Here is a 19,229-nt window from a genome sequence, read left to right on the forward strand (position 1 = left end):
ACAGCACTTGAGCGTCGACGATGTCGCGAGCGACGGCGAACACGAGAAGCCGCGGTACCACTTCGACCGCAACACCGCGGAGTACCGCTCGCAGTTCAACCAGATCACCGAGGAGATGCACGCCAAGTGCCCGATGGCGTGGACCGACACCTACGGCGGGCACTGGGTCGCGGCCGGCAGCCACGAGGTGTTCGAGCTCGCCCGCTGCCCCGCGGTCTCCAACGACCACGACATCAACAACGAACGCCGCGGCTACGGTGGGATTTCCATCCCGAAGGCCAGGCGCGTCAGCATGGTGCGCGGCGGCATCCTCGAGATGGACGACCCGGAGCACCGCACCTACCGCAACGTGCTCAACCCCTACCTGTCGCCGGCCGCGGTCAAACGCTGGGAGCCGTTCATTCACGACGTGACCCGCGCCTGCCTCGACGAGAAGATCGAAACGGGCAGCATCGACTTCGTCGACGACCTGGCCAACGTCGTACCCGCGGTGCTGACCTTGGCGATGCTGGGCATCCCATTGAAGAAGTGGAACTTGTACAGCGAACCGGTGCACGCGGCGGTCTACACACCGGAGCACTCCCCCGACATCGAGCGGGTCACCGCGATGCATCGGGAGATGGGCCTCGACATGGTCAACAACATGCTCGAGATTCGCGAGAATCCGCGGCCCGGCATCGTCAATGGACTGCTGCAGATGCGGATTGACGGCGAGCCCGCCCCGGACCTGGAAATCCTGGGGAATCTCGGCCTGGTCATCGGCGGCGGCTTCGACACCACGACGGCGCTGACCGCCCACTCGCTGGAATGGCTCTCGGAGAACCCCGAGCAGCGCGAGCTGCTCTCCAAGAACCGCGACACCCTGCTCGACCCCGCGACCGAGGAATTCCTGCGCTACTTTACGCCGGCCGCAGGCGATGGCAGGACATTCTCCGACGACGTCGAACTCGATGGAAACAAGTTCAAAGAGGGTGAGCGGCTATGGATTTCGTGGGCCATGGCCAACCGCGACCCCGCGGTGTTCGCCGACCCGGACAAAGTCATCCTGGATCGTAAAGGCAACCGGCACTTCAGCTTTGGCATCGGCGTGCACCGATGCGTCGGATCGAACGTGGCGCGCACCGTGTTCAAGTCCATGCTGACCGCGGTGTTGGACCGGATGCCGGATTACCGCTGCGACCCCGACGGCACCGTCCACTATGAGTGCATCGGTGTCATCCAGGGCATGCGAAAGCTGCCGGCGACCTTCACTCCCGGGCCTACCGTCGGCGCCGGCCTCGACGAAACGCTGGACAAGTTGCAACGCATCTGCGACGAACAACAGCTCGCCCTGCCGATCACCGAGCGTAAGGAAGCCGCGGTCATCGACTGACAGTCCTAGACGCACCGGCCGTTGACGGCCGCAACTTTTCCGAGTAGGCCTGTTCAGCGTGACCGCGTCTTATATTTGAGGCAACCGCGTGTGCAGAGATGGGAGACCGCCGGTGAAGACTTTCGCAGCGAGCCTTGCGCTCGCCACGGCCGCGCTGATTGCCACCCCGACCGCCCACGCGGACATGATCATTGCCAACTACCGCGTGGACACTCCCCGCGATCCCGGCCACCTCTGGGTCTGGGCCCTCGGCACCTGCACTCCCAAAGCTCCGGGATGCCTGACCATTCAAGGGGTTCCGCAACCCAACGGGCAAGCGGCACCCTGGAAGTCAGACGCTCACCTGTCCAACGGCCGCTACACCATGACCGTCGATGTGCCCGACGGTGTGCGCTGCGTGGTCCAGTTCTTCCCCTCGCATGATGTCTATTCGTGGGATGCGGTGACGCTGACGGGTGAGGTCGTGTCGACATTCGACACGGGCTGCGGCGGCGCACCGGGGGGCAGCAACACGTACCCGTTCTCGCTCGTGCGATGGTAGCCGCGTGAGATGTACACGAGCCAGTCGCTCATGAGGGCGACGGGGAGTAAGGACGATGGCTGAGGCGAAGAAGCCGCCGCAAAATTCGGCCAAGTCGAAAGCCGACACCATGGCGCTGATCGCGGAAGCCGAAGCGGAAGCCGCCGAAGCCGAAGCCCTGGCTGCCGCGGCGCGTGCCCGCGCCCGTGCGGCTCGCCTGCGGCGCGAAGCGCAGGCTGAGGAAGAGACAGCGGCCGGGGCCGAGACGGCCGAAGTCGCCGAGGTAGCCCCGGACGCCGATACCGCCGAGGCGGAGTCCGACGAGGACGTCACCGAAACCGAGACCGACGCGGACGTAATTGGCGTCGCCGAGGCGGAGTCCGACGAGGACGTAACCGACGCCGACGAAGCGGAGACCGAGGAAGAAGTCGCCGACGAGACGGCCGAAGACACCGAACCGGAATCCGAGTCCGCACGCGTGCGATGGCTATCGCTGTCCGTGGCGTGGAAAGCGGCGGCCATCATCCTCATCTGCGCTTTCGTCGGCGCCAGCGGATACATGATGTGGCAGCGCCATGAAATCACCGAGCGCAATCAGCGCATCGCGAGCTTCCTTGCCGGCGCCCGACAAGGTGTCGTCAACATGACGTCGTTGGACTTCAACAAAGCCAAAGAAGACGTCCAACGGGTGATCGACAGCTCGACCGGCCAGTTCAGGGACGACTTCCAGCAGCGCGCAAAAGATTTCACGACGGTCGTTGAGCAGTCCAAAGTGGTCACCCAGGGAACCGTCAACGCGGCGGCCGTGCAATCCATAGACGGCAATTCGGCGTTGGTGCTCGTCGCGGCGACATCGCGGATCACCAATGCCGCGGGCGCCAAGGACGAACCTCGGCGATGGCGGCTCAAGGTGACCGTCACCGAAGAGGGCGGGCAATACAAGATGTCCAAACTGGAGTTCATTCCATGAGCGCGGACAACGGCAGCGTCGACGCTGCCGACGACTCTTCAGACCAGCCGGAAAAGGGTGGACGTAGCGAGCAACGGGCGCAACGCAGGGTGAAAGTCTTTCCCGTTGTTCTGATTTTGCTGCTGTTGGTCTCCGGTGGCGCGACGGCGTGGCTGTACTTCAAGCAGTACCGGCCCGATCAACAGACCAACGCCAGCGTCGCGAGCGCAGTAGTCAATTCGGCCTCCGACGGAACCGTCGCGCTGCTGTCCTACTCGCCCGACACACTCGACAAGGACTTCGCTGCGGCCAAGTCGCACCTGTCCGGGGACTTTCTGTCCTACTACAACCAGTTCACCGAACAGATCGTGGCGCCGGCCGCCAAGCAGAAGTCGCTGAAGACCAACGCTCGGGTGCTGGGTGCCGCGGTTCAGGAATTACATCCGGATTCGGCCGTCGTGCTGGTGTTGGTCGACCAGAGCACCACCAGCAAGGACAATCCCGACCCCTCGATGTCTTCCAGCAGCGTGCTGGTTAGTTTGGCCCGAGTCAACGGCAACTGGCTGATCACCAAATTCGACCCGGTCTAGAGGGCCGTTGAATACCGTTGAGATCAAATGCAACTCGGCCGCAGGGCGACGTTAACCGCGGGGTAGGCCGAGTACGCGCTGAGCGATGATGTTGCGCTGGATCTCGGAGGTACCGCCGGCGATGGTGCCGGAAAAGCTTCGCGCATAACGCTCGAACCAACTGGCGAAATAGTGGTCGAGGTTCATGTGCGCGTACGGCCCGGTCAGAGCCGGGTGCACGAGCCCGTCGGATCCCGCCGAGGTCAGCGCAAGCTCCATCCCGCGCAACTCGGCCTCGGAGCCGAGCAGCTTGAGCACGGAGATGGCGGCCACGTCGTCTTCGCCGCGCGACGCGCGGGCCAGGGCCGCCGAACCCAGCAAGCGCAGCGCCTGCTTGTCCATGATCGTGGAAGCGTACTGGTCGCGTTCGACGTCGGTGCTGGGGCGGAAGTCGTCGATCATGTTGTCGAGTCGATCGGCGAAGCCGAGCCACATCATCGTGCGCTCGTGGCCCAGCGACCCGTTGGCCACCTTCCAGCCCTGGTCGATCTCGCCGACCAGGTTCTCCGCGGGCACGCGCGCGTCTTCGAAGAAGACCTCGTTGAAATCCAGATCGTCGGCGCCGCAGATCGACGGGAACGGCCGGCGCACCACGCCCGGGGTGTCGGTGGGGATGATCAGCACGCTGATTCCCTTGTGCTTGGGCACATCTGGGTTCGTCCGCACGAACGTCAACAAGACGTCGGCATCGTGGGCGCCCGAAGTCCACACCTTCTGCCCATTGACCACGAAGTGGTCGCCGTCGCGCACCGCCCGAGTACGCAACGAGGCCAGGTCGGAGCCCGCGCTGGGTTCGCTCATTCCGAGCGAAGCCGTGATCTCGGCCCGCAGGATCGGGACCGCCCAGCGCCGCTTCTGCTCGTCACTGCCGAACGACAACAGCGATGCGCCAACGATATTGACGCCCTGCGGGTTGAAGCTGTGGTAGATCCGGCGGCGGCTGAGTTCCTCTAGGTAGACGAACTGCTGGATGACCGTCGCATTGCGCCCGCCGAATTCCGGTGGCTGGCTGGGCAGCAACCAGCCGTTGTCGAACAACAGCCGCTGCCAGTCGCGGGCCCACTGCGGCATGTGCGAAACAGACCGGGGCCGCTCCAGCGTTTCGCTTGCGGCAGGGAGATTTTCGTCGAGGAACGCCGAGAACTCCGCCCGGAACTCTTCGACGTCGGAATCAAAAGTCAGCTGCACGGTATTCCTCCGCGATCCGCGCCCGGTGTTCGGCGGCACCGCCCAGCATCAGCTCGCCCGCCTTGGCCCGTTTCAGCGCGAACTGCAGATCGTTCTCCCAAGTGAAGCCCATTGCGCCGTGCAGCTGCAAACCGTGCCGGAAGACCAGCGACTGGCACTCCCCTGCCGACGCCTTCGCCATCGCGGCCGCCAGCCGGCGGCGGGGATCGTCGGCGGCGATCGTCAGCGCGGCGAAGTAGGCCAGCGCCCGGGCACGTTCCACCGCGACGTGCATGTCGGCGGCCTTGTGCTGCACGGCCTGGAAGGAACCGATCGGAACGCCGAATTGCTGACGGCTTTTGACGTGCTCGAGCACCAGGTCGAGGATGCGTTGGCAGGCGCCGACCATCGTGATCGCCATACCGGTCAGGGCAAGATGATGAGCGCGTTCCGCGTCGACGGTCACCCGCTCGGTGTCGGGCACCCGGACCTCGGCGAACGACAGGTCGGCGACGTGCAGTACCGGGTCGAACACCGACACGCGCCGGGCCGACACCTGACTGGACGCGACGAGGAAAACCCCCGCGTCGGTGACGACCGCCAGCCGGTCGGCGCGATCGCCGTCGAGGACATGGCGCGCCGTTCCGTCCAGTACCCAGCCTTCGGCGTCACGGTGCGCCACCACCCCGCTGTACACCGCGGTGCCCGACTGGTGCGGGTCGAACCGGTCCGCGACGAGCGGTGCGAACTGGCTCATCGTCGCCAGGAACGGCGTGGGATCGGTTGCGCGGCCCAGCTCTTCGAGCACGATGGCCAGTTCCACGGCGCTTTCCGAGTCGTTCAGCTCGGTCCAGCCCTGGTCGACATACGACTTCCACAGCGGGCTCGGGTCTAGGCCGTCCTCGGCCACGCTTCGCACCAGCGACGGCGGGCACTGCTTTGCGACGGCGTCACGCACCGTGTCCTGCCACAGTCGCTGATCAGCATCGAACTCCAACAGCATCGGGGCCGCCTCCTGTCGTCACCGCCCTCGCGAGAATAACATTCTCCCTTCCGGAAGTAATAATCTCGGATTCGGCGTATGGCGTATCGGCGCTGCGCCGAGCACCCGGCTGGCCGGGCCCAGGAGTTCGAGCGCCCGGCTGGCCGGGGTGCGGTACGCCGATCAGCCTGGGGGAGCCGCGAAAAGCCCGCTGGCGGATTCATCCCAGCGGTCGAGATTGACGAACTCGGCCAGCGGGCGGCGACGAAGTGGGCCGTGCTTGCCCGCGGGCCACCCGATCACGATGTGCCCGGCGACCAACCAGCCGTCGGGCACCCCGACGGCTTCCCGCAGCAGTTGCTCGCCGCCGTAGGAGGCCCAGCTGGTCATGCAGGCGCCGAGGCCCTGGGCGCGGGCGGCCAGCAGGAAGTTCTGCATGGCGGGAAAGATCGATCCGCCCAGCAGCAACTCGGATGCCGTCGGGTAGTGCTGCTGCGCGAACAAGACCGAGGTGAATTCACCTGCCCGGTCATGCAATTCGTAGGTCGCGCGGTAGGTGCGGGCGCGCCGGCTGTTGTCGCCGGCGGCGGGCCGGCTCATGCCGTAGACCGGCTCGATCACTTCCAGCGCGTGCGCGGCGGCCTTGGCCACCACGGCGCGCTGCTCGGGTGAGCGCAGCACCACGAAGCGCCAGCCCTGCGCATTGGCGCCCGACGGCGCCCACCGGGCGGCTTCCAGACATTGCGCGAGCGTGAAGTCGTCGACCGGTTCGTCGGTGAAGCGCCGGATCGTCCGGGCGGTCGACATCACTTCCCAAACGTCGCTGCTCGCTCCCGTCACGGTCACTCCCTTTCGGCACGGGCCATCTGATGCAACTATTCACTAGCGTCTAGCTAACCGTCGCCACGACGAATCAAGTCAAGGGGTCACCGTGACCATCACCGAGTCATTCATCGACGGCGAATCCGTGCCCTCGAAAGAGGTGTACGACAACATTGACCCGGCCACCGGACGGTCCCTCGGATCGGTGGCGCGCGGCGGCGGTGACGAGGTGGATCGCGCCGTCCGTGCCGCGACGGCGGCGTCGAAAAGCTGGCGGGACACCGCCCCGGAGACGCGGGCCACCCTGCTGACGCGGATCGCCGACCTGATCGGTGACAACCAGGACCGGCTGGCCCGGATCGAAAGCGAGGACACCGGAAAGCCGCTGACCCAGGCGCGCGCCGATGCCGCCGTCGCCGCGCGTTACTTCCGCTTCTATGGCCACGCAATCGATTCGTACTACGGCCAAACCATCCCGCTCTCAACGGATCTGCACGCATACACCCGACGAGAGCCGTTCGGTGTCACCGGGCACATCGTCGCCTGGAACTATCCGATGCAGTTGCTGGCCCGCGCCGTGGCCCCGGCGATCGCCGTGGGCAATTGCTCGGTGGCCAAACCAGCCGATGAAACACCGCGCACCGCAGTCGAATTAGCCCGGCTCGCGATTGCGGCAGGCGTGCCGTCCGGGGTGTTCAACGTGGTGACCGGGATCGGCGCCGAAGCCGGGGCCGCGCTGGCCTCCCACCCCGGCGTCGACCACGTCGGCTTCGTCGGGTCCACCCAGATCGGTTCGATGATCGCCCACGCCGCGGCGGACCGCGTCGCACCGACGATCCTGGAACTGGGCGGGAAGTCCCCGCAGATCGTCTTCCCCGACGCGGATTTGGACCGCGCGGCCGAGTCGATCGCGAAGGCGATACTGCAGAACGCCGGCCAAACCTGCTCGGCCGGGTCGCGGCTGCTGGTACACGACCGGATTCACGACGAATTGGTCGACATGGTCTGTCAGCGGCTGGGGTTGGCGACGATCGGGCCCGGACTCGAGGACCCCGATCTAGGGCCGCTGGTCTCCCGCAAGCAACAGCAACGGGTGGAATCTATGGTCAGTGGCAACGTCAAGGGCGAAATCCGTTGCGGCGGTGGGCCGCCGAAGGATTCGAAGCTGGCGGACGGGGCATACTTTGCGCCCACGGTGATCACCGATGTCGATCCCGCCGAAACCATCGCTCAGGAGGAGATCTTCGGTCCGGTGCTGACCGTGAACAGGTTCGGTAGCGAGGACGAGGCGATCGACTTGGCGAACGGGACCGCGTATGGACTGCTGGGCGCGGTGTGGACCACCGACCTCTCCCGCGCACACCGGCTCGCGGCCGAGATCCGGGCGGGTCAGGTCTACGTCAATACCTACGGCGCCGGCGGCGGGGTGGAGTTGCCGTTCGGAGGCTTCAAGAAATCCGGGTACGGCCGCGAAAAGGGCTACGAAGCCCTCGACATGTTCACGGCCACCAAGACCGTGGTCGTGCGACAGTAAGGAGAAGAATTTGGATAGCGAAACATACCGGCGGGGTCTGGAAATCCGCTCCGCGGTGTTGGGCGACGCTTACGTCAACCGGGCGCTGGCCGACACCGACGACTTCACCAAACCCCTGCAAGACCTCGTCACCGAATACTGCTGGGGCGGGGTGTGGGGACGAGATGGCCTGCCGCGCAAGACCCGCAGCATGCTCAACCTGGCGATGATCCCAATCCTCAACCGGCCGAACGAATTACGAACACATATCAAGGGTGCGCTGACCAACGGCGTGACGCGCGAAGAGATTTGTGAGATCTTCTTGCAGGTCGCAATCTACGCCGGCGTGCCTGCCGCGGTCGACAGCTTCCGCATTGCCCGCGAGGTGTTCGGCGAACTGGACGAGGGCTAGTTGTGACCGAAATCGGGTTTGTCGGATTGGGAAACATGGGCTTTCCCATGGCATCTCGCCTGATCGGCGACGGCCACGACGTCATCGCCTTCGACACCAGCAGCGCGACACTCGACCGCATCGTCTCACTCGGGGCCCGTGCCGCGTCATCGGCGAAGGAGGTCGCCGATGGCACGGAGACGGTGCTGGCCAGCCTGCCGTCACCGGCGGTGTCGCTGCAGGTCGCCACCGGGGCCTCGGGTGTGATCGAGGGCTGCCGGGTCAAGCGCTATGTCGACCTGTCGACCGTGGGCAGCCGGACCGCCGTGCAGATCCATGATCTGCTGTCCCAGCGCGGCATCGCCGCGCTCGACAGCCCGGTCAGTGGCGGGGTCGGCGGAGCGGAAAAGGGGGCGCTCGCCGTCATGGTGTCCGGGCCGCGCGGCGAATTCGATGCGATACGGCCGGTGCTCGAAGCGATCGGCCGGCCGTACTACATCGGCGAGAAGCCCGGGTCCGCGCAGACGATGAAGCTCGCCAACAACATCCTGGCGGCCAACGTGTTGGTCGCGACGTCGGAGGTCGTCGTGATGGGCGTCAAGGCCGGCCTCGACCCGGCCGTGATGGTCGACGTACTCAACGCGGGCTCGGGCGCGACGAGCGCCAGCCGGGACAAGTTCCCGCGCGCGGTGCTGCCCCGCACCTTCGACTACGGCTTCGCCACCGGTCTGATGGTCAAAGACGTGCGCCTCTATCTCGACGAAGCCAAGGCACTGGGCGTGCCGGTCGACGTCGCCGAGACCATCGGCCGACTCTGGGAGGCGGCCGCGCTCGACCAAGGCCCCGACTCGGATTTCACGGCCGTCATCAAACCGTTCGAAAAGGCGGCCGGGATCACCGTCGGCGGCGTCGACGACGACAGGATGGCATGACACCGTTCGCCGAGTCTGTAACGGCCGCGTAGCGGCCCCGGCTGTGGCGAGGCAATCTCGACCGCCCCGCAGCCGCCTTCCATCGAACTCCGAGAATGGTATTATCCGGATAGAAGAACGACGATTGCTCTGATGGTGGCAATACCCGCGGCTACCAGGGGTTATCGTTAACCGAGACGCTTACCGAAATTCCATTGATCGACAGCCCACAAGAATGTTAGATTATCTATCTTATGATCAGGTTTGGCCCACTTTGGCTACCGGAACCGAAGGGTGGCTGTCGTGATCGAACACGCTGACGGAACCAGCACACCGCTCATCGACGCGAGCGTGCACATTTTCTTCCCGTCCAACAAAGCGCTGCGAAAGACCCTGCGCGAGCCGTTCAAGAGCCGCGGGTTCCCCGACTACGAGATGGACTGGTACGGGGCGCCGGGCGGCGAGTACGCCCCCGATACCGAGGGCCCGGACGGCCAGTACCCCGGATCGGATCCGGATTTCGTTGCCAATGAGCTGTTTTCGAAGCGCGGGGTCGATGTCGCGGTGCTGCACCCGATGGCGCGCGGCATCATGCCGGACCGGCACCTGGGCAGCGCGCTGCACGCCGCGCACAACGAGATGATGGTGTCCGACTGGCTGGAGTCCAGCCAGTACGGCGAGCGGTTCCGCGGCACCATCCGGGTGAATCCCGACGACATTCCGGGCGCGCTGCGCGAGATCGAGAAATGGCGCGGGCATCCGCGGGTAGTGCAGATCGGCGTTCCGCTGCAGTCCCGCGAGGTGTACGGGAAGCCGCAGTTCTGGCCGCTATGGGAGGCGGCGGCAGATGCCGGCCTGCCCGTTGCCGCGCACATCGAGGTGGGCTCGGGCATCGCCTTCCCGCCGACGCCGTCCGGGAACACCCGCACCTACGAGCAGTACGTCAGCTTCATGGCGCTGAACTACCTGTACCACCTGATGAACATGATCGCCGAGGGCGTGTTCGAGCGCTTCGACCGCCTGAAATTCGTCTGGGGCGACGGTGCCGCGGACTTCATCACGCCGTTCATCTGGCGGATGGACACGTTCGGCCGGCCGCACCTCGAGCAGACGCCGTGGGCGCCGCGGATCCCCAGTGACTACCTGCCCGGGCACGTGTACTTCGTGCAGGGCAGCCTCGACGGTCCCGGCGACACCGAGTTCGCCGGCGAATGGTTCGGCTTCACCGGCAAGGACGACATGGTGATGTTCGGCTCGAGCTATCCACACTGGCAATGCGGTGACGTCAAGAAGCTGCCCAGCGCGCTGTCGGCCGGACAGCGCGACAAGCTGTGCTGGCGCAACGCGGCGCAGCTCTACGGCATAGACATCCCCGCCGGGGTAGGCGCACAGTAGAAGTAACACGGCAGACTGAGGAGACCCCAGATGACGTTGACCCATTCGCAGGAGCGGGTTCCCGCTTCCGAGCGCATAGCCGTCCGATGCGTCGATTCGGATGTCCACCCGGCGCCCAAGCGCGGCGAGCTTGTCCCCTACATCCCCGAGCCCTGGCGCAGCAAGTACTTCCTCACCCGCGCCGTGGGTGAGCAGATCTACTATGACGCCCCCGACTACGCGCACTCCTACGCGATGCGGGTGGACTCCTTCCCCGCCAACGGTGAATTCCCCTGCAGCGACCCGGATATGGCGTTTCGTCAGCTGATCATGGAGGCCGGCTCGGACATCGCGATCCTGGAGCCGGCCGCCTACCCGGCCCGGCTGCCCGAAGCACAGCACGCGATGTCGGCCGCGTTGAACGACTGGCAGGCCAATCACTGGCTGGACAGCCACAACAACTGGCACGAGCGGTGGCGCGGTTCGATTTGCTGCGCCATCGAGGAACCCGACGAGTCTTCGCGCGAGATCGAAAAATGGGCCGGGCACCCCTACATGGCGCAGATCCTGATCAAGGCCGAGCCGCGGCCGTCGTGGGGCCACCCGAAATACGACCCGATCTGGGCGGCCGCCACCAAGCACGACATCACGGTGAGCTGCCACCTGTCGCGCAGCCAGTTCGACGAGCTGCCGATCCCGCCGGTGGGATTCCCCAGCTACAACCACGACTTCATGGTGACCTACTCGCTGCTGGCCGCGAACCAGGTGATGAGCCTGATCTTCGACGGCGTCTTCGACCGCTTCCCGACGCTGCGGATCGTCTTCGTCGAGCACGCGTTCACCTGGATCCTGCCGCTGATGTGGCGGATGGACGCAATCTACCAAGCACGCAAGTCGTGGCTGGACATCAAGCGCAAGCCGTCCGAATACGTCAAGGACCACATCAAATTCACCACTCAGCCGTTGGACTACCCGGAGGACAAGACCGAGCTGACCCGCGCGCTGGAGTGGATGGAGTGCGAGAAGATCCTGCTGTTCTCGTCCGACTACCCGCACTGGACGTTCGATGACCCGCGCTGGCTGGTCAAGCACTTGCCCAAGCACGCCCGCGACGCGGTGATGTACAAGAACGGCATCGCGACCTATCACCTGCCGGAGACGGTGCCGGTGCTCGAGGGTCAGGTCCGGGTGCTCTGAATTGTCAGAAGAAACCAAACGGCCCGAGCCACGCCTCGCCCAGGGCCGCGAGCACGTCGTCGCCACCGTAGACGAGATTCCGCCCGGTACGCACAAGCTGGTACCGATCGGGCGCCACGGCGTCGGCGTCTACAACGTCAACGGCAAGTTCTACGCCATCGCGAATTACTGCCCGCACGAAGGCGGTCCGCTGTGCTCGGGACGCGCGCGCGGGCGCACGATCGTCGACGAGACCGTGCCGGGTGACGCGGTGATGGTGCGGGACCTGGAATTCATCTATTGCCCTTGGCACCAATGGGGTTTCGAGCTGGCGACCGGCACCACTGCGGTCAAGCCGGAGTGGAGTATCCGCACCTACCCGGTGCGTGTCGTCGGTAACGATGTTCTGGTTCAGGCCTAAGTACAGGAGAATCGCGTGCCTTCAATGGAGATCAACGGGGGAAATGTCGTCTACGAAATCCTCGGTGACTCAGGCGATCTCATTGCCCTGACCCCCGGCGGGCGATTCAGCAAGGAGATCGAAGGTTTGCGTCCACTCGCCGAGGCGCTTGCCGCGGGCGGCTACCGGGTGCTGCTGTGGGACCGGCCCAACTGCGGGGCCTCCGATGTGCAGTTCTACGGGCAAAGCGAGTCGCACATGCGCGCCGAGACCCTGCACAAGCTGGTGACCGGGCTGGGCTTCGAGCGCTGCATTCTCGCCGGCGGGTCAGGTGGCGCAAGGGATTCCATGCTGACCACGATGCTCTATCCCGAGATGGTGACCAAGCTGGTGGTCTGGAACATCGTCGGGGGGACCTACGGCACTTTCGTGCTGGGCTCGTTCTACATCATCCCCAGCATTCTCGCGGTGCGCGGCACCGGCATGGACGGCGTGGTGAAGGTGGCCGAATGGCAGGACCGGATCGCGGAGAACCCGAACAACAAGCAGCGGTTCCTCGACTTCGACAAAGACGAGTTCCTCAAGATCATGCTGCGCTGGCTCAACGCGTTCGTCTCCAAGCCGGGACAGACGATCCCCGGTGTCGAGGACGAAATGTTCGACCGGATAAAGGTTCCCACGTTGATCATTCGCGGCGGGGAGAACGACATGGATCACCCCAAGCGGACGTCGCTGGAGGTCAGCTGCCTGATCAAGGGATCCAAGCTGATCGATCCGCCGTGGCCCGAGGACGCCTGGGAGCGGGCATCCGAGGACCGCGCGGCGGGCCGGGTCAAGCACTTCAACATGTTCGACACCTGGGTGCAGGCGGCACCGGCGATTCTCGAATTCCTGGGCTCGTGATGGCACTACACGGTGCATCACCGAGTGAGTATGTGGACCTCGCAGTTGAGCGACGCTTCCAGCGCCGTGTGGACTCGACTTTCCGGAATGCGTTCGAGGTCGGCCTCCCGCAGCGTCACGTAGACGATGTCGAATCCGTCGTCGCCGGGTGTGCGCTCGATGTCGCCGGTGAGCCCGAACGCGGACAGCACGCCGTGGGCGTCGTCGTCGGTTCCGCGGCTGACGAAGGTAATCACGCCCGGGACCGGGGTAACGCCGAACGCCTTGGTGCACAGCCCGATTGCGGCTTCTTTGGCCGTGTCGCTGTGGTCGGCCGTGATGAGCAGTTCGACTTCCCGGCGACTTTCGGGCATGGCCGCCAGGTCGTTTTCGACCACACTGGCGTCGGCCTGAGTCGCGAGCTGCAGGAGCGCTGCCATGCCGTCACGTAGTTGCGCTCGCGTGAGCACGCTTTCCGGGTCGACGTTGACACGCACCACCGCAGTTCGCATGGGCGCAAGCCTAACCAAGACGATGGCAGGCCGGCTTTGAACACGACCGAGTCAACGACGATCACCACCGCCACCCTTCCCGGGTGCCCGCCGCGGCTGCTCGGTGAGCAACCCGGCCGCGAAGACCTGGCTGCATATCGACAACTCGGCGGCTACCGTCCGCTCGCCGACGCCGACGCGTTGCTGAGCGAAGTCGAATCCAGCGGACTCGTCGGCCGCGGCGGTGCGGCCTTTCCGCTCGCGGTGAAGTTGCGTACGGTGCGCGACAACGGACGCCTGGTAGCCGAGGCCGGCGGCCCCGTCGTTATCGCGAATGGCGAAGAGGGAGAACCGGCTTCGGTGAAGGATCGCTGGCTGCTACGCAACCGCCCCCACCTGGTGCTGGACGGGCTGCGGTTGGCTGCGGCGGTCGTGGCCGCAGACCGCGCCTACGTATACGTGTCCGATCCGGAATCGGCGCACAGCGTCGAAACCGCGCTCGGCGAACTCGATTCCGACACCCTCGGCGCCACGGTGCACGTCTTGACCGTGCCGCCCGGATACGTGGCCGGCGAGGAGACCGCCGCGGTTCGAGTCATCAACGGCGGCCCCGCCAAGCCGACCGACAAGCCGCCACGCCCATTCGAAGCCGGCGTCGACGAGCTGCCCACGTTGGTCTCCAATGTCGAGACGCTGGCCAACCTGCCTTACCTGCAGGGCAACGGCTCGACGGCGTTTCGCTCGCAGGGCACGTCGCTGTCGCCGGGCACCTTCCTGGCGACCATCACCGGTGGCGGTAGGCCGCCGGTCCTCTACGAGCTCCCCCACGGCCTCGCGTTCACCGAACTGCTTGCGTTGCATGGGATTTCCCCCGACAAGGTGCGCGGGGCGCTGATGGGTGGATACTTCGCCGGCCTGCTCAACCGCGCCGTGCTGGAGACCACATTGGACCACGAGACGATGCGGCGCCTGGGCAGCGGCCTGGGCTGCGGTGCGGTCTCGGTGCTCACCGACGATTGCCCCGTCGCGGTCGCGGCGTCCGTGTTGGCCTATTTCGATCGCGAGAACGCCGGCCAATGCGGGTCGTGCTTCAACGGGACCGCGGCGATGGCGGCCGCCGCCGGGGCACTGCGCGAAGGTGCGGCAACAAAAGAAGACGTCGACCGACTGCGCCGCTGGTCGGTGCTGCTGCGCGGGCGCGGCGCCTGCGCGACGCTGGATGCCGCGACCAACGTGGCCGCCAGCCTGCTCGATCAATTCCCGGACGAAGTCGCCGCGCATCTCTCCGGTACCTGCCCGGATTGCGCCGGTGGTGCGTTCCGCGCCGAGCGGCCGTATGAGGCCGAAGCAGTGAGGCAAGCATGAAAATCCGCCTGGACCGCACCATTTGCGACGGCTTCGGCGTCTGCGCCAAGCACGCGCCCGGCTACTTCTCGCTGGACGACTGGGGATACGCCGCCCTCATCGGCGACGGCACCGTGGCCGAAGCGGATCGCGACGCGGTGATGCGGGCGCTGCTGGACTGCCCGGTACACGCCATCACCGAGATCGGCGACCGCAAATTCCGCACCGCCGCGCCGCCGCTCACCGACGCAAGCGATCCGGCCGAACATCTCAAAACCGAAGAGAACGAAGCCGAATGGGGATTCACGCGTTGAGCCGCTGCGGCTCTGATTCGTAGCGTTCATGCAACTCACCTTTGACGCCGAGGTGGAAGCCTTCCGCGCGGAGTTCGTCGGCTTTCTCGACGAGCATTTGCCGACGCAGGCACAGGCCGCCGAACGGCCGACGTCGACATCGCATGTGCCCGACTGGTCGCGCCGCTGGCAACGACTCCAGTTCGACCACGGTTGGCTGCTGCCCGGAAACCCGCCCGAGTTCGGCGGCCGCAACGCGAATATCCTGCAGCAGTTCGTGCACCGCGAGGAGCTGTCGCGACGGCGGATCTACCACTGCTTCAATCCGCAGGGCGTCGGCATCATCGCGGCGTCGCTGCTGTCCTTCGGGACCGACGAGCAGAAGCAGCGCTGGGCGGTACCGATTCTGCGCGCCGACATGACCGCGTCGCTGGGAATGAGCGAACCGGGTGCCGGCTCCGACCTGGCGGGCCTGTCGACACGGGCCGAGTTGGCCGGCGACCACTTCGTGGTCAACGGGCAGAAGGTCTGGACCTCCGGCGCCCACGACGCCGACGTCATCCTCACGTTCGTGCGCACCGACCCAAACGCCCCGAGGCACAAGGGAATCAGCGCGCTGCTGATACCCGTCGATACTGCCGGTCTGGTATGCCGTCCCTTCGCCTCGGTCTACGACCGTGACGATATGGACTTCAACGAGGTCTTCTTCACCGATGTGCGGGTGCCCGCGGAGAATCTCGTCGGCCCGCTGCATGGCGGCTGGCAGGTCGCGAACGGCTCGCTCGGTCATGAACGCACCCTGATGTGGCTGGCCTTCGCCAACCGGCTCGAGCAGCTTCTCGAGGACTATCGGCCGGCCGACGAGGTGAACGCGGACCACTACGCCACCATCGCGATGGACCATTACGCACTGCGGCTGCTGGGCTCGCGAGCGCTGGGGCGGGCAGCTCGCGGTGACGTCGACGTCGCGGGCCTGTCGGTGCTGAAGGTCTTGGGGTCGGAGGCCGAACAGAACGCGCTCCGGCATGCGCTGGACGGGGCGGGTGTCGTCGGATTGCGCGATCCCGCGCTCACGGCATCGTATAACCCGCACGCGCCCAACGTGTTCACCGCCGGCTGGTTCACCCGTTACATCAGCAGTTACGCGGGCACCATCGCCGGTGGCACCTCGGAGATCCAGCGCAACATCATCGCGCAGCGCGTTCTCGGTCTCCCGTCGCGCTGACTAGAGAGCCGGACACAGCGACGACAGAAATTCCCGGGTCCGACGTCGGGATGCGGTCCGCTGCGTTGCGTCCCTGCCCAACGGGACAATTCGCGCCGCCAGATCGGTAGCACCCGCGTCGCGGTAGCGCCGCAGCCGGGCCAAGATCGCCGACTCGTCGCCCGCGGCCATGGTGTCGCCCACGTCCCGGGCGTCACCGTGTTGCAGCAGCCGCACATAGTTCGGCGAGAAATCGGCGTGCCCGAGCACCTCGCTGGCGTAGCCGCGGGCAACGTCTGCCTCGTCGTTGGAGCAAAGGGCGACGGGCACGCCGGTGACGATCCGCGGCGCGGACCGCCCGGCGCTGGTAGCCGCCTCGGTGATGCGCGGGACGACGTGGTCGCGGATCGCCCGCTCGTCCGCCATCCAGAGCACGGTGCCGGCGGTTCGCTGCCCGGCAAGCCGCAGCATGGTCGGACCCAACGCGGACAACAGGATTGGGACCTGGTAGGTGTCGGTGACATCCACTGGCGAGTGAACCTGGTAGCTGCCGTTCTCGACGTCGACCGTGCCCGGGCCGGCGAACGACGCCGAGAGCACGTCGAGGTAGTCGTCGATCAAGCTCGCCGGGTGCGCGTAGTCCAATCCGAGTTGTCCGTTGACGATCCAGTGATGCGACGGCCCGATGCCGAGCGTGAACCGTCCGCCGCACGCGATCTGGGTGGTCAGGGCTTGTTGCGCCATGATCATCGGATGCCGGGTCTGGATCGGAACCACCGCCGTCCCGATTTCGATGCGTTCGGTTGCCTGCCCGATCAGCGCGACCGCAGTCATCGCGTCGAGGTAGCCGGGCACCTGGGGCATCCAAAACGTGGCGAAGCCAACGCTTTCGGCGGCCACCGCGTCGGCGATCAGCCCCGGCAGCCGATCGGCGCGCGCACGCTCCCTGTCGGAGCCGACCATCAACCCGATGCGCATGCGGTCCTATGGGACATAACGATCCCACTCGTAGGGCACCACCGCGAAAAATGGTGCGGCCAGTAGGGGTTCGATGCCCGGTTCGGCCCAACGGGCCGCCAGCACCGGCCGCAACCGTTCGGCCGTTGCGACCGGGTCGTCATCGAGAAAGCAGTACGTGATCGACTGATTCCCTTGAGCGCTGGCAAGATTGGCGTCCACCTGGCGCGACAGTGCGGACCAGACGCCGGCGACGCCGTCGACCTCGACCAGCGGGTGCGGCGCCGCCGATCCCCGCTCGACGACCAGGTACGCGCCTCGCACCGGCAGCCAGGGCAGCACGTCCGATCCGACCCTGACCCGGGGCGCGGCCGCTCGGCTTCCGACGGCGTACACTCCGCGCTCCACCGGCGGCAGCAAGGACAGTTTGCGACCGGCATTGCCCAGGGCCGTTGACAATTCGTTGAAACCCGCGAGCCCGGCTACGTCGGTGAAGAAGTACGTCATCACGTGGTCGACGGCATCCAACCGCCCACCGCTGACCGCCCGCGCGGCGCGGCAGGCCGGTGTGGACACCAGCCGCAACGAAGCGCGAACCGCGGCCAGCCGGTGTTGCTCGGGCCGGTGGTCAAGCGTGTGCCAGCGCAGGTAATCGGCGTCGGTTCCGTCGGGATGTCGAGTCGCCATCGAGACGAACAGCGTGGTGATCTCTCCGCGCCCGGCGGCGAGGATCTCAGCGACCTCGTCGGAGGGCGTGCCGGATGGCTGCATCGCGTACGTCCTTACGGCCTCGTCGAATCATGCTGGGGTAGCTTTATTTCCGGATGGCGGGCCTCGATCATCCGGCGGAAGCCGTCGCGCCAGGGCACCTTCGTGCGGCCGAGCACGTCGTGCATGTGAGTGACATCCGGCCACAGCGGTGTGTGCGCCTGCGGCGTGTATTCGAAGATCGGCTCGACACCGACCAGCTCACCCATGAACGTGCAGTAGTCCTCGACGCTGACCGTCTCGCTGCCGGCCCAGTTCACCACCACCGGGGGAACCGCGGCGACCTCCATGGCGCGGATGCCGAGTTCCACATAGTCGTCTTCGTAGATGGGGTTGTAGTTGTTCGGCTTGTCGGGATGCAGCCGAATTGGCTTGCCCGCCAGCATCGCATCGAGGCGATCGGCCGGGGCACCGCCCTGGGGCCCGTACGTCGAACAGATCCGGATGATGGTGAGCGGAATCCGATACTGCTTGGCGATCCACGTGCACACCGCCTCGGCCGCCACCTTCGACATGCTGTAGTTCGCCCGCAGCGGCACCCCCGGCGGATCGGACTCGGTCAGCGGACGCCGGCCCTGGTAGGCGTAGATCGAGCCGGTCGAGCAGAACACGAAACCCTTTGCGGTGCGGCAGTGGTGGAGCAGGTCGCCGGACATCTGCGCGTTCGTCTCGATGCAGCTCTTCCAGTCGCCCGCGCCCGGGTCGACGGCCGCGTGGAACACGTAGCCGAAATCGTCCGGAAGACCGGAGAAGTCGCCGGCACTGATGTCGAGCGCAATGGGCGACACGCCGGCTTCGACGAGTTTGTCGGAGTCCGCGGGATCTTTCAGGCGAGCGACGCCCCACACCTCGTTGCCGGCCGCGGCAAGGGCCCGCGCGATGGGGAACGCGATCTTGCCCGTCGCCCCGGTGATCAGGATCTTCGCCGCCGCGAGCAATCACCCTCCCAATGTGAAGTACTTGATATGCCGTGTGGCAGCATAACGCCGGGCCAACCGGAAATGGGACGGGTGGCCCGGCTCGGTGTTATGTCGCCCCGATTGTTCGACCCGGTGATATCAACGGAATAAGCTGAATCAGTCGA

The 19,229-nt window shown here is 65.9% G+C and carries 21 protein-coding genes; 14 read left to right on the forward strand and 7 right to left on the reverse strand.

The features are described from left to right. Positions 1-7 precede the first annotated feature (7 nt). From BN973_RS25475 to BN973_RS25490, 4 genes are all read left to right on the forward strand, one after another. Positions 8-1,372, forward strand: a complete 1,365-nt coding sequence (locus BN973_RS25475; RefSeq protein WP_036471486.1) for a cytochrome P450 — start codon at positions 8-10, stop codon at positions 1,370-1,372. Between the two features lie 184 nt (positions 1,373-1,556). Beyond that, positions 1,557-1,913 (forward strand): hypothetical protein, encoded by a 357-nt coding sequence (locus tag BN973_RS25480; protein WP_051641643.1) that lies wholly within the window; start codon positions 1,557-1,559, stop codon positions 1,911-1,913. Positions 1,914-1,968: 55 nt separating this feature from the next. Then, complete coding sequence (locus BN973_RS25485; RefSeq protein ID WP_036471487.1) at positions 1,969-2,862, forward strand: hypothetical protein; 894 nt, start codon at positions 1,969-1,971, stop codon at positions 2,860-2,862. Further along, positions 2,859-3,431: a hypothetical protein gene (locus BN973_RS25490; protein WP_036471488.1), complete on the forward strand. Its 573-nt coding sequence runs from the start codon at positions 2,859-2,861 to the stop codon at positions 3,429-3,431. Before BN973_RS25485 ends, BN973_RS25490 begins: the two co-directional genes overlap by 4 nt. Before the next feature lie 51 nt (positions 3,432-3,482). On the opposite strand, the gene BN973_RS25495 is transcribed toward BN973_RS25490, so the two are convergent. The 3 genes from BN973_RS25495 to BN973_RS25505 form a co-directional block, all read right to left on the reverse strand. Then, a complete protein-coding gene (locus tag BN973_RS25495) occupies positions 3,483-4,658 on the reverse strand; it encodes an acyl-CoA dehydrogenase family protein (RefSeq protein WP_036471489.1) in 1,176 nt (391 codons plus the stop codon). Further along, positions 4,642-5,640, reverse strand: coding sequence for an acyl-CoA dehydrogenase family protein (locus BN973_RS25500; protein WP_036471490.1), 999 nt, complete (start codon positions 5,638-5,640; stop codon positions 4,642-4,644). Before BN973_RS25500 ends, BN973_RS25495 begins: the two co-directional genes overlap by 17 nt. Before the next feature lie 162 nt (positions 5,641-5,802). Beyond that, on the reverse strand, positions 5,803-6,426 hold the full coding sequence (locus BN973_RS25505; RefSeq protein ID WP_051641644.1) for a nitroreductase family protein: 624 nt from the start codon (positions 6,424-6,426) through the stop codon (positions 5,803-5,805). A gap of 124 nt (positions 6,427-6,550) precedes the next feature. Between BN973_RS25505 and BN973_RS25510 the strand changes: the two genes are divergently transcribed. From BN973_RS25510 to BN973_RS25540, 7 genes are all read left to right on the forward strand, one after another. Beyond that, complete coding sequence (locus tag BN973_RS25510) at positions 6,551-7,975, forward strand: aldehyde dehydrogenase family protein (RefSeq protein WP_036471491.1); 1,425 nt, start codon at positions 6,551-6,553, stop codon at positions 7,973-7,975. Positions 7,976-7,985: 10 nt separating this feature from the next. Further along, a complete protein-coding gene (locus tag BN973_RS25515; protein ID WP_036471492.1) occupies positions 7,986-8,366 on the forward strand; it encodes a carboxymuconolactone decarboxylase family protein in 381 nt (126 codons plus the stop codon). 2 nt (positions 8,367-8,368) lie between these two features. Further along, entirely contained in the window at positions 8,369-9,277 is a 909-nt protein-coding gene (locus BN973_RS25520; RefSeq protein ID WP_269147653.1) for an NAD(P)-dependent oxidoreductase, read from the forward strand. A gap of 282 nt (positions 9,278-9,559) precedes the next feature. After that, positions 9,560-10,651, forward strand: coding sequence for an amidohydrolase family protein (locus BN973_RS25525; protein ID WP_036471493.1), 1,092 nt, complete (start codon positions 9,560-9,562; stop codon positions 10,649-10,651). A gap of 30 nt (positions 10,652-10,681) precedes the next feature. Continuing rightward, on the forward strand, positions 10,682-11,827 hold the full coding sequence (locus tag BN973_RS25530; protein WP_036471494.1) for an amidohydrolase family protein: 1,146 nt from the start codon (positions 10,682-10,684) through the stop codon (positions 11,825-11,827). Position 11,828: 1 nt separating this feature from the next. After that, the gene (locus tag BN973_RS25535) at positions 11,829-12,227 is read left to right on the forward strand and encodes a Rieske (2Fe-2S) protein (RefSeq protein WP_036471495.1); all 399 of its coding nucleotides are present in this window, start codon (positions 11,829-11,831) and stop codon (positions 12,225-12,227) included. A gap of 15 nt (positions 12,228-12,242) precedes the next feature. After that, entirely contained in the window at positions 12,243-13,109 is an 867-nt protein-coding gene (locus BN973_RS25540; RefSeq protein ID WP_036471496.1) for an alpha/beta fold hydrolase, read from the forward strand. A gap of 17 nt (positions 13,110-13,126) precedes the next feature. On the opposite strand, the gene BN973_RS25545 is transcribed toward BN973_RS25540, so the two are convergent. Then, positions 13,127-13,600: a hypothetical protein gene (locus tag BN973_RS25545; RefSeq protein ID WP_036471497.1), complete on the reverse strand. Its 474-nt coding sequence runs from the start codon at positions 13,598-13,600 to the stop codon at positions 13,127-13,129. 36 nt (positions 13,601-13,636) lie between these two features. Between BN973_RS25545 and BN973_RS25550 the strand changes: the two genes are divergently transcribed. The 3 genes from BN973_RS25550 to BN973_RS25560 are packed head-to-tail and all read left to right on the forward strand — an operon-like array spanning position 13,637 to position 16,441. Next, on the forward strand, positions 13,637-14,944 hold the full coding sequence (locus BN973_RS25550; protein ID WP_036471498.1) for an NADH-ubiquinone oxidoreductase-F iron-sulfur binding region domain-containing protein: 1,308 nt from the start codon (positions 13,637-13,639) through the stop codon (positions 14,942-14,944). Then, positions 14,941-15,237, forward strand: coding sequence for a ferredoxin (locus BN973_RS25555; protein ID WP_036471499.1), 297 nt, complete (start codon positions 14,941-14,943; stop codon positions 15,235-15,237). Before BN973_RS25550 ends, BN973_RS25555 begins: the two co-directional genes overlap by 4 nt. Before the next feature lie 28 nt (positions 15,238-15,265). Beyond that, a complete protein-coding gene (locus tag BN973_RS25560) occupies positions 15,266-16,441 on the forward strand; it encodes an acyl-CoA dehydrogenase family protein (protein ID WP_036471500.1) in 1,176 nt (391 codons plus the stop codon). Here the strand turns inward: BN973_RS25560 and BN973_RS25565 are convergent, their stop codons facing one another. Genes BN973_RS25565 through BN973_RS25575 form a run of 3 tightly spaced genes read right to left on the reverse strand, consistent with a single transcriptional unit; the run spans position 16,442 to position 19,083 of the window. After that, a complete protein-coding gene (locus BN973_RS25565) occupies positions 16,442-17,398 on the reverse strand; it encodes an LLM class F420-dependent oxidoreductase (protein ID WP_036471501.1) in 957 nt (318 codons plus the stop codon). It lies immediately after the preceding gene. A gap of 6 nt (positions 17,399-17,404) precedes the next feature. Beyond that, positions 17,405-18,148 (reverse strand): hypothetical protein, encoded by a 744-nt coding sequence (locus tag BN973_RS25570; RefSeq protein ID WP_036471502.1) that lies wholly within the window; start codon positions 18,146-18,148, stop codon positions 17,405-17,407. Positions 18,149-18,159: 11 nt separating this feature from the next. Continuing rightward, entirely contained in the window at positions 18,160-19,083 is a 924-nt protein-coding gene (locus tag BN973_RS25575) for an NAD-dependent epimerase/dehydratase family protein (protein ID WP_036471503.1), read from the reverse strand. Between the last annotated feature and the right edge of the window lie 146 nt (positions 19,084-19,229).

The organism is Mycobacterium triplex (genome assembly GCF_000689255.1).
Classification (GTDB): Bacteria; Actinomycetota; Actinomycetes; order Mycobacteriales; family Mycobacteriaceae; genus Mycobacterium; species Mycobacterium triplex.

Bases quoted from the DNA above. Each gene is read 5' to 3' on its own strand.
- BN973_RS25570 (WP_036471502.1), bottom strand. From the start codon at position 18,148: ATGCAGCCATCCGGCACGCCCTCCGACGAGGTCGCTGAGATCCTCGCC.
- BN973_RS25505 (WP_051641644.1), bottom strand. From the start codon at position 6,426: ATGTCGACCGCCCGGACGATCCGGCGCTTCACCGACGAACCGGTCGAC.
- BN973_RS25560 (WP_036471500.1), top strand. From the start codon at position 15,266: ATGCAACTCACCTTTGACGCCGAGGTGGAAGCCTTCCGCGCGGAGTTC.
- BN973_RS25500 (WP_036471490.1), bottom strand. From the start codon at position 5,640: ATGCTGTTGGAGTTCGATGCTGATCAGCGACTGTGGCAGGACACGGTG.
- BN973_RS25530 (WP_036471494.1), top strand. From the start codon at position 10,682: ATGACGTTGACCCATTCGCAGGAGCGGGTTCCCGCTTCCGAGCGCATA.
- BN973_RS25555 (WP_036471499.1), top strand. From the start codon at position 14,941: ATGAAAATCCGCCTGGACCGCACCATTTGCGACGGCTTCGGCGTCTGC.
- BN973_RS25565 (WP_036471501.1), bottom strand. From the start codon at position 17,398: ATGCGCATCGGGTTGATGGTCGGCTCCGACAGGGAGCGTGCGCGCGCC.
- BN973_RS25490 (WP_036471488.1), top strand. From the start codon at position 2,859: ATGAGCGCGGACAACGGCAGCGTCGACGCTGCCGACGACTCTTCAGAC.
- BN973_RS25485 (WP_036471487.1), top strand. From the start codon at position 1,969: ATGGCTGAGGCGAAGAAGCCGCCGCAAAATTCGGCCAAGTCGAAAGCC.
- BN973_RS25480 (WP_051641643.1), top strand. From the start codon at position 1,557: ATGATCATTGCCAACTACCGCGTGGACACTCCCCGCGATCCCGGCCAC.
- BN973_RS25545 (WP_036471497.1), bottom strand. From the start codon at position 13,600: ATGCGAACTGCGGTGGTGCGTGTCAACGTCGACCCGGAAAGCGTGCTC.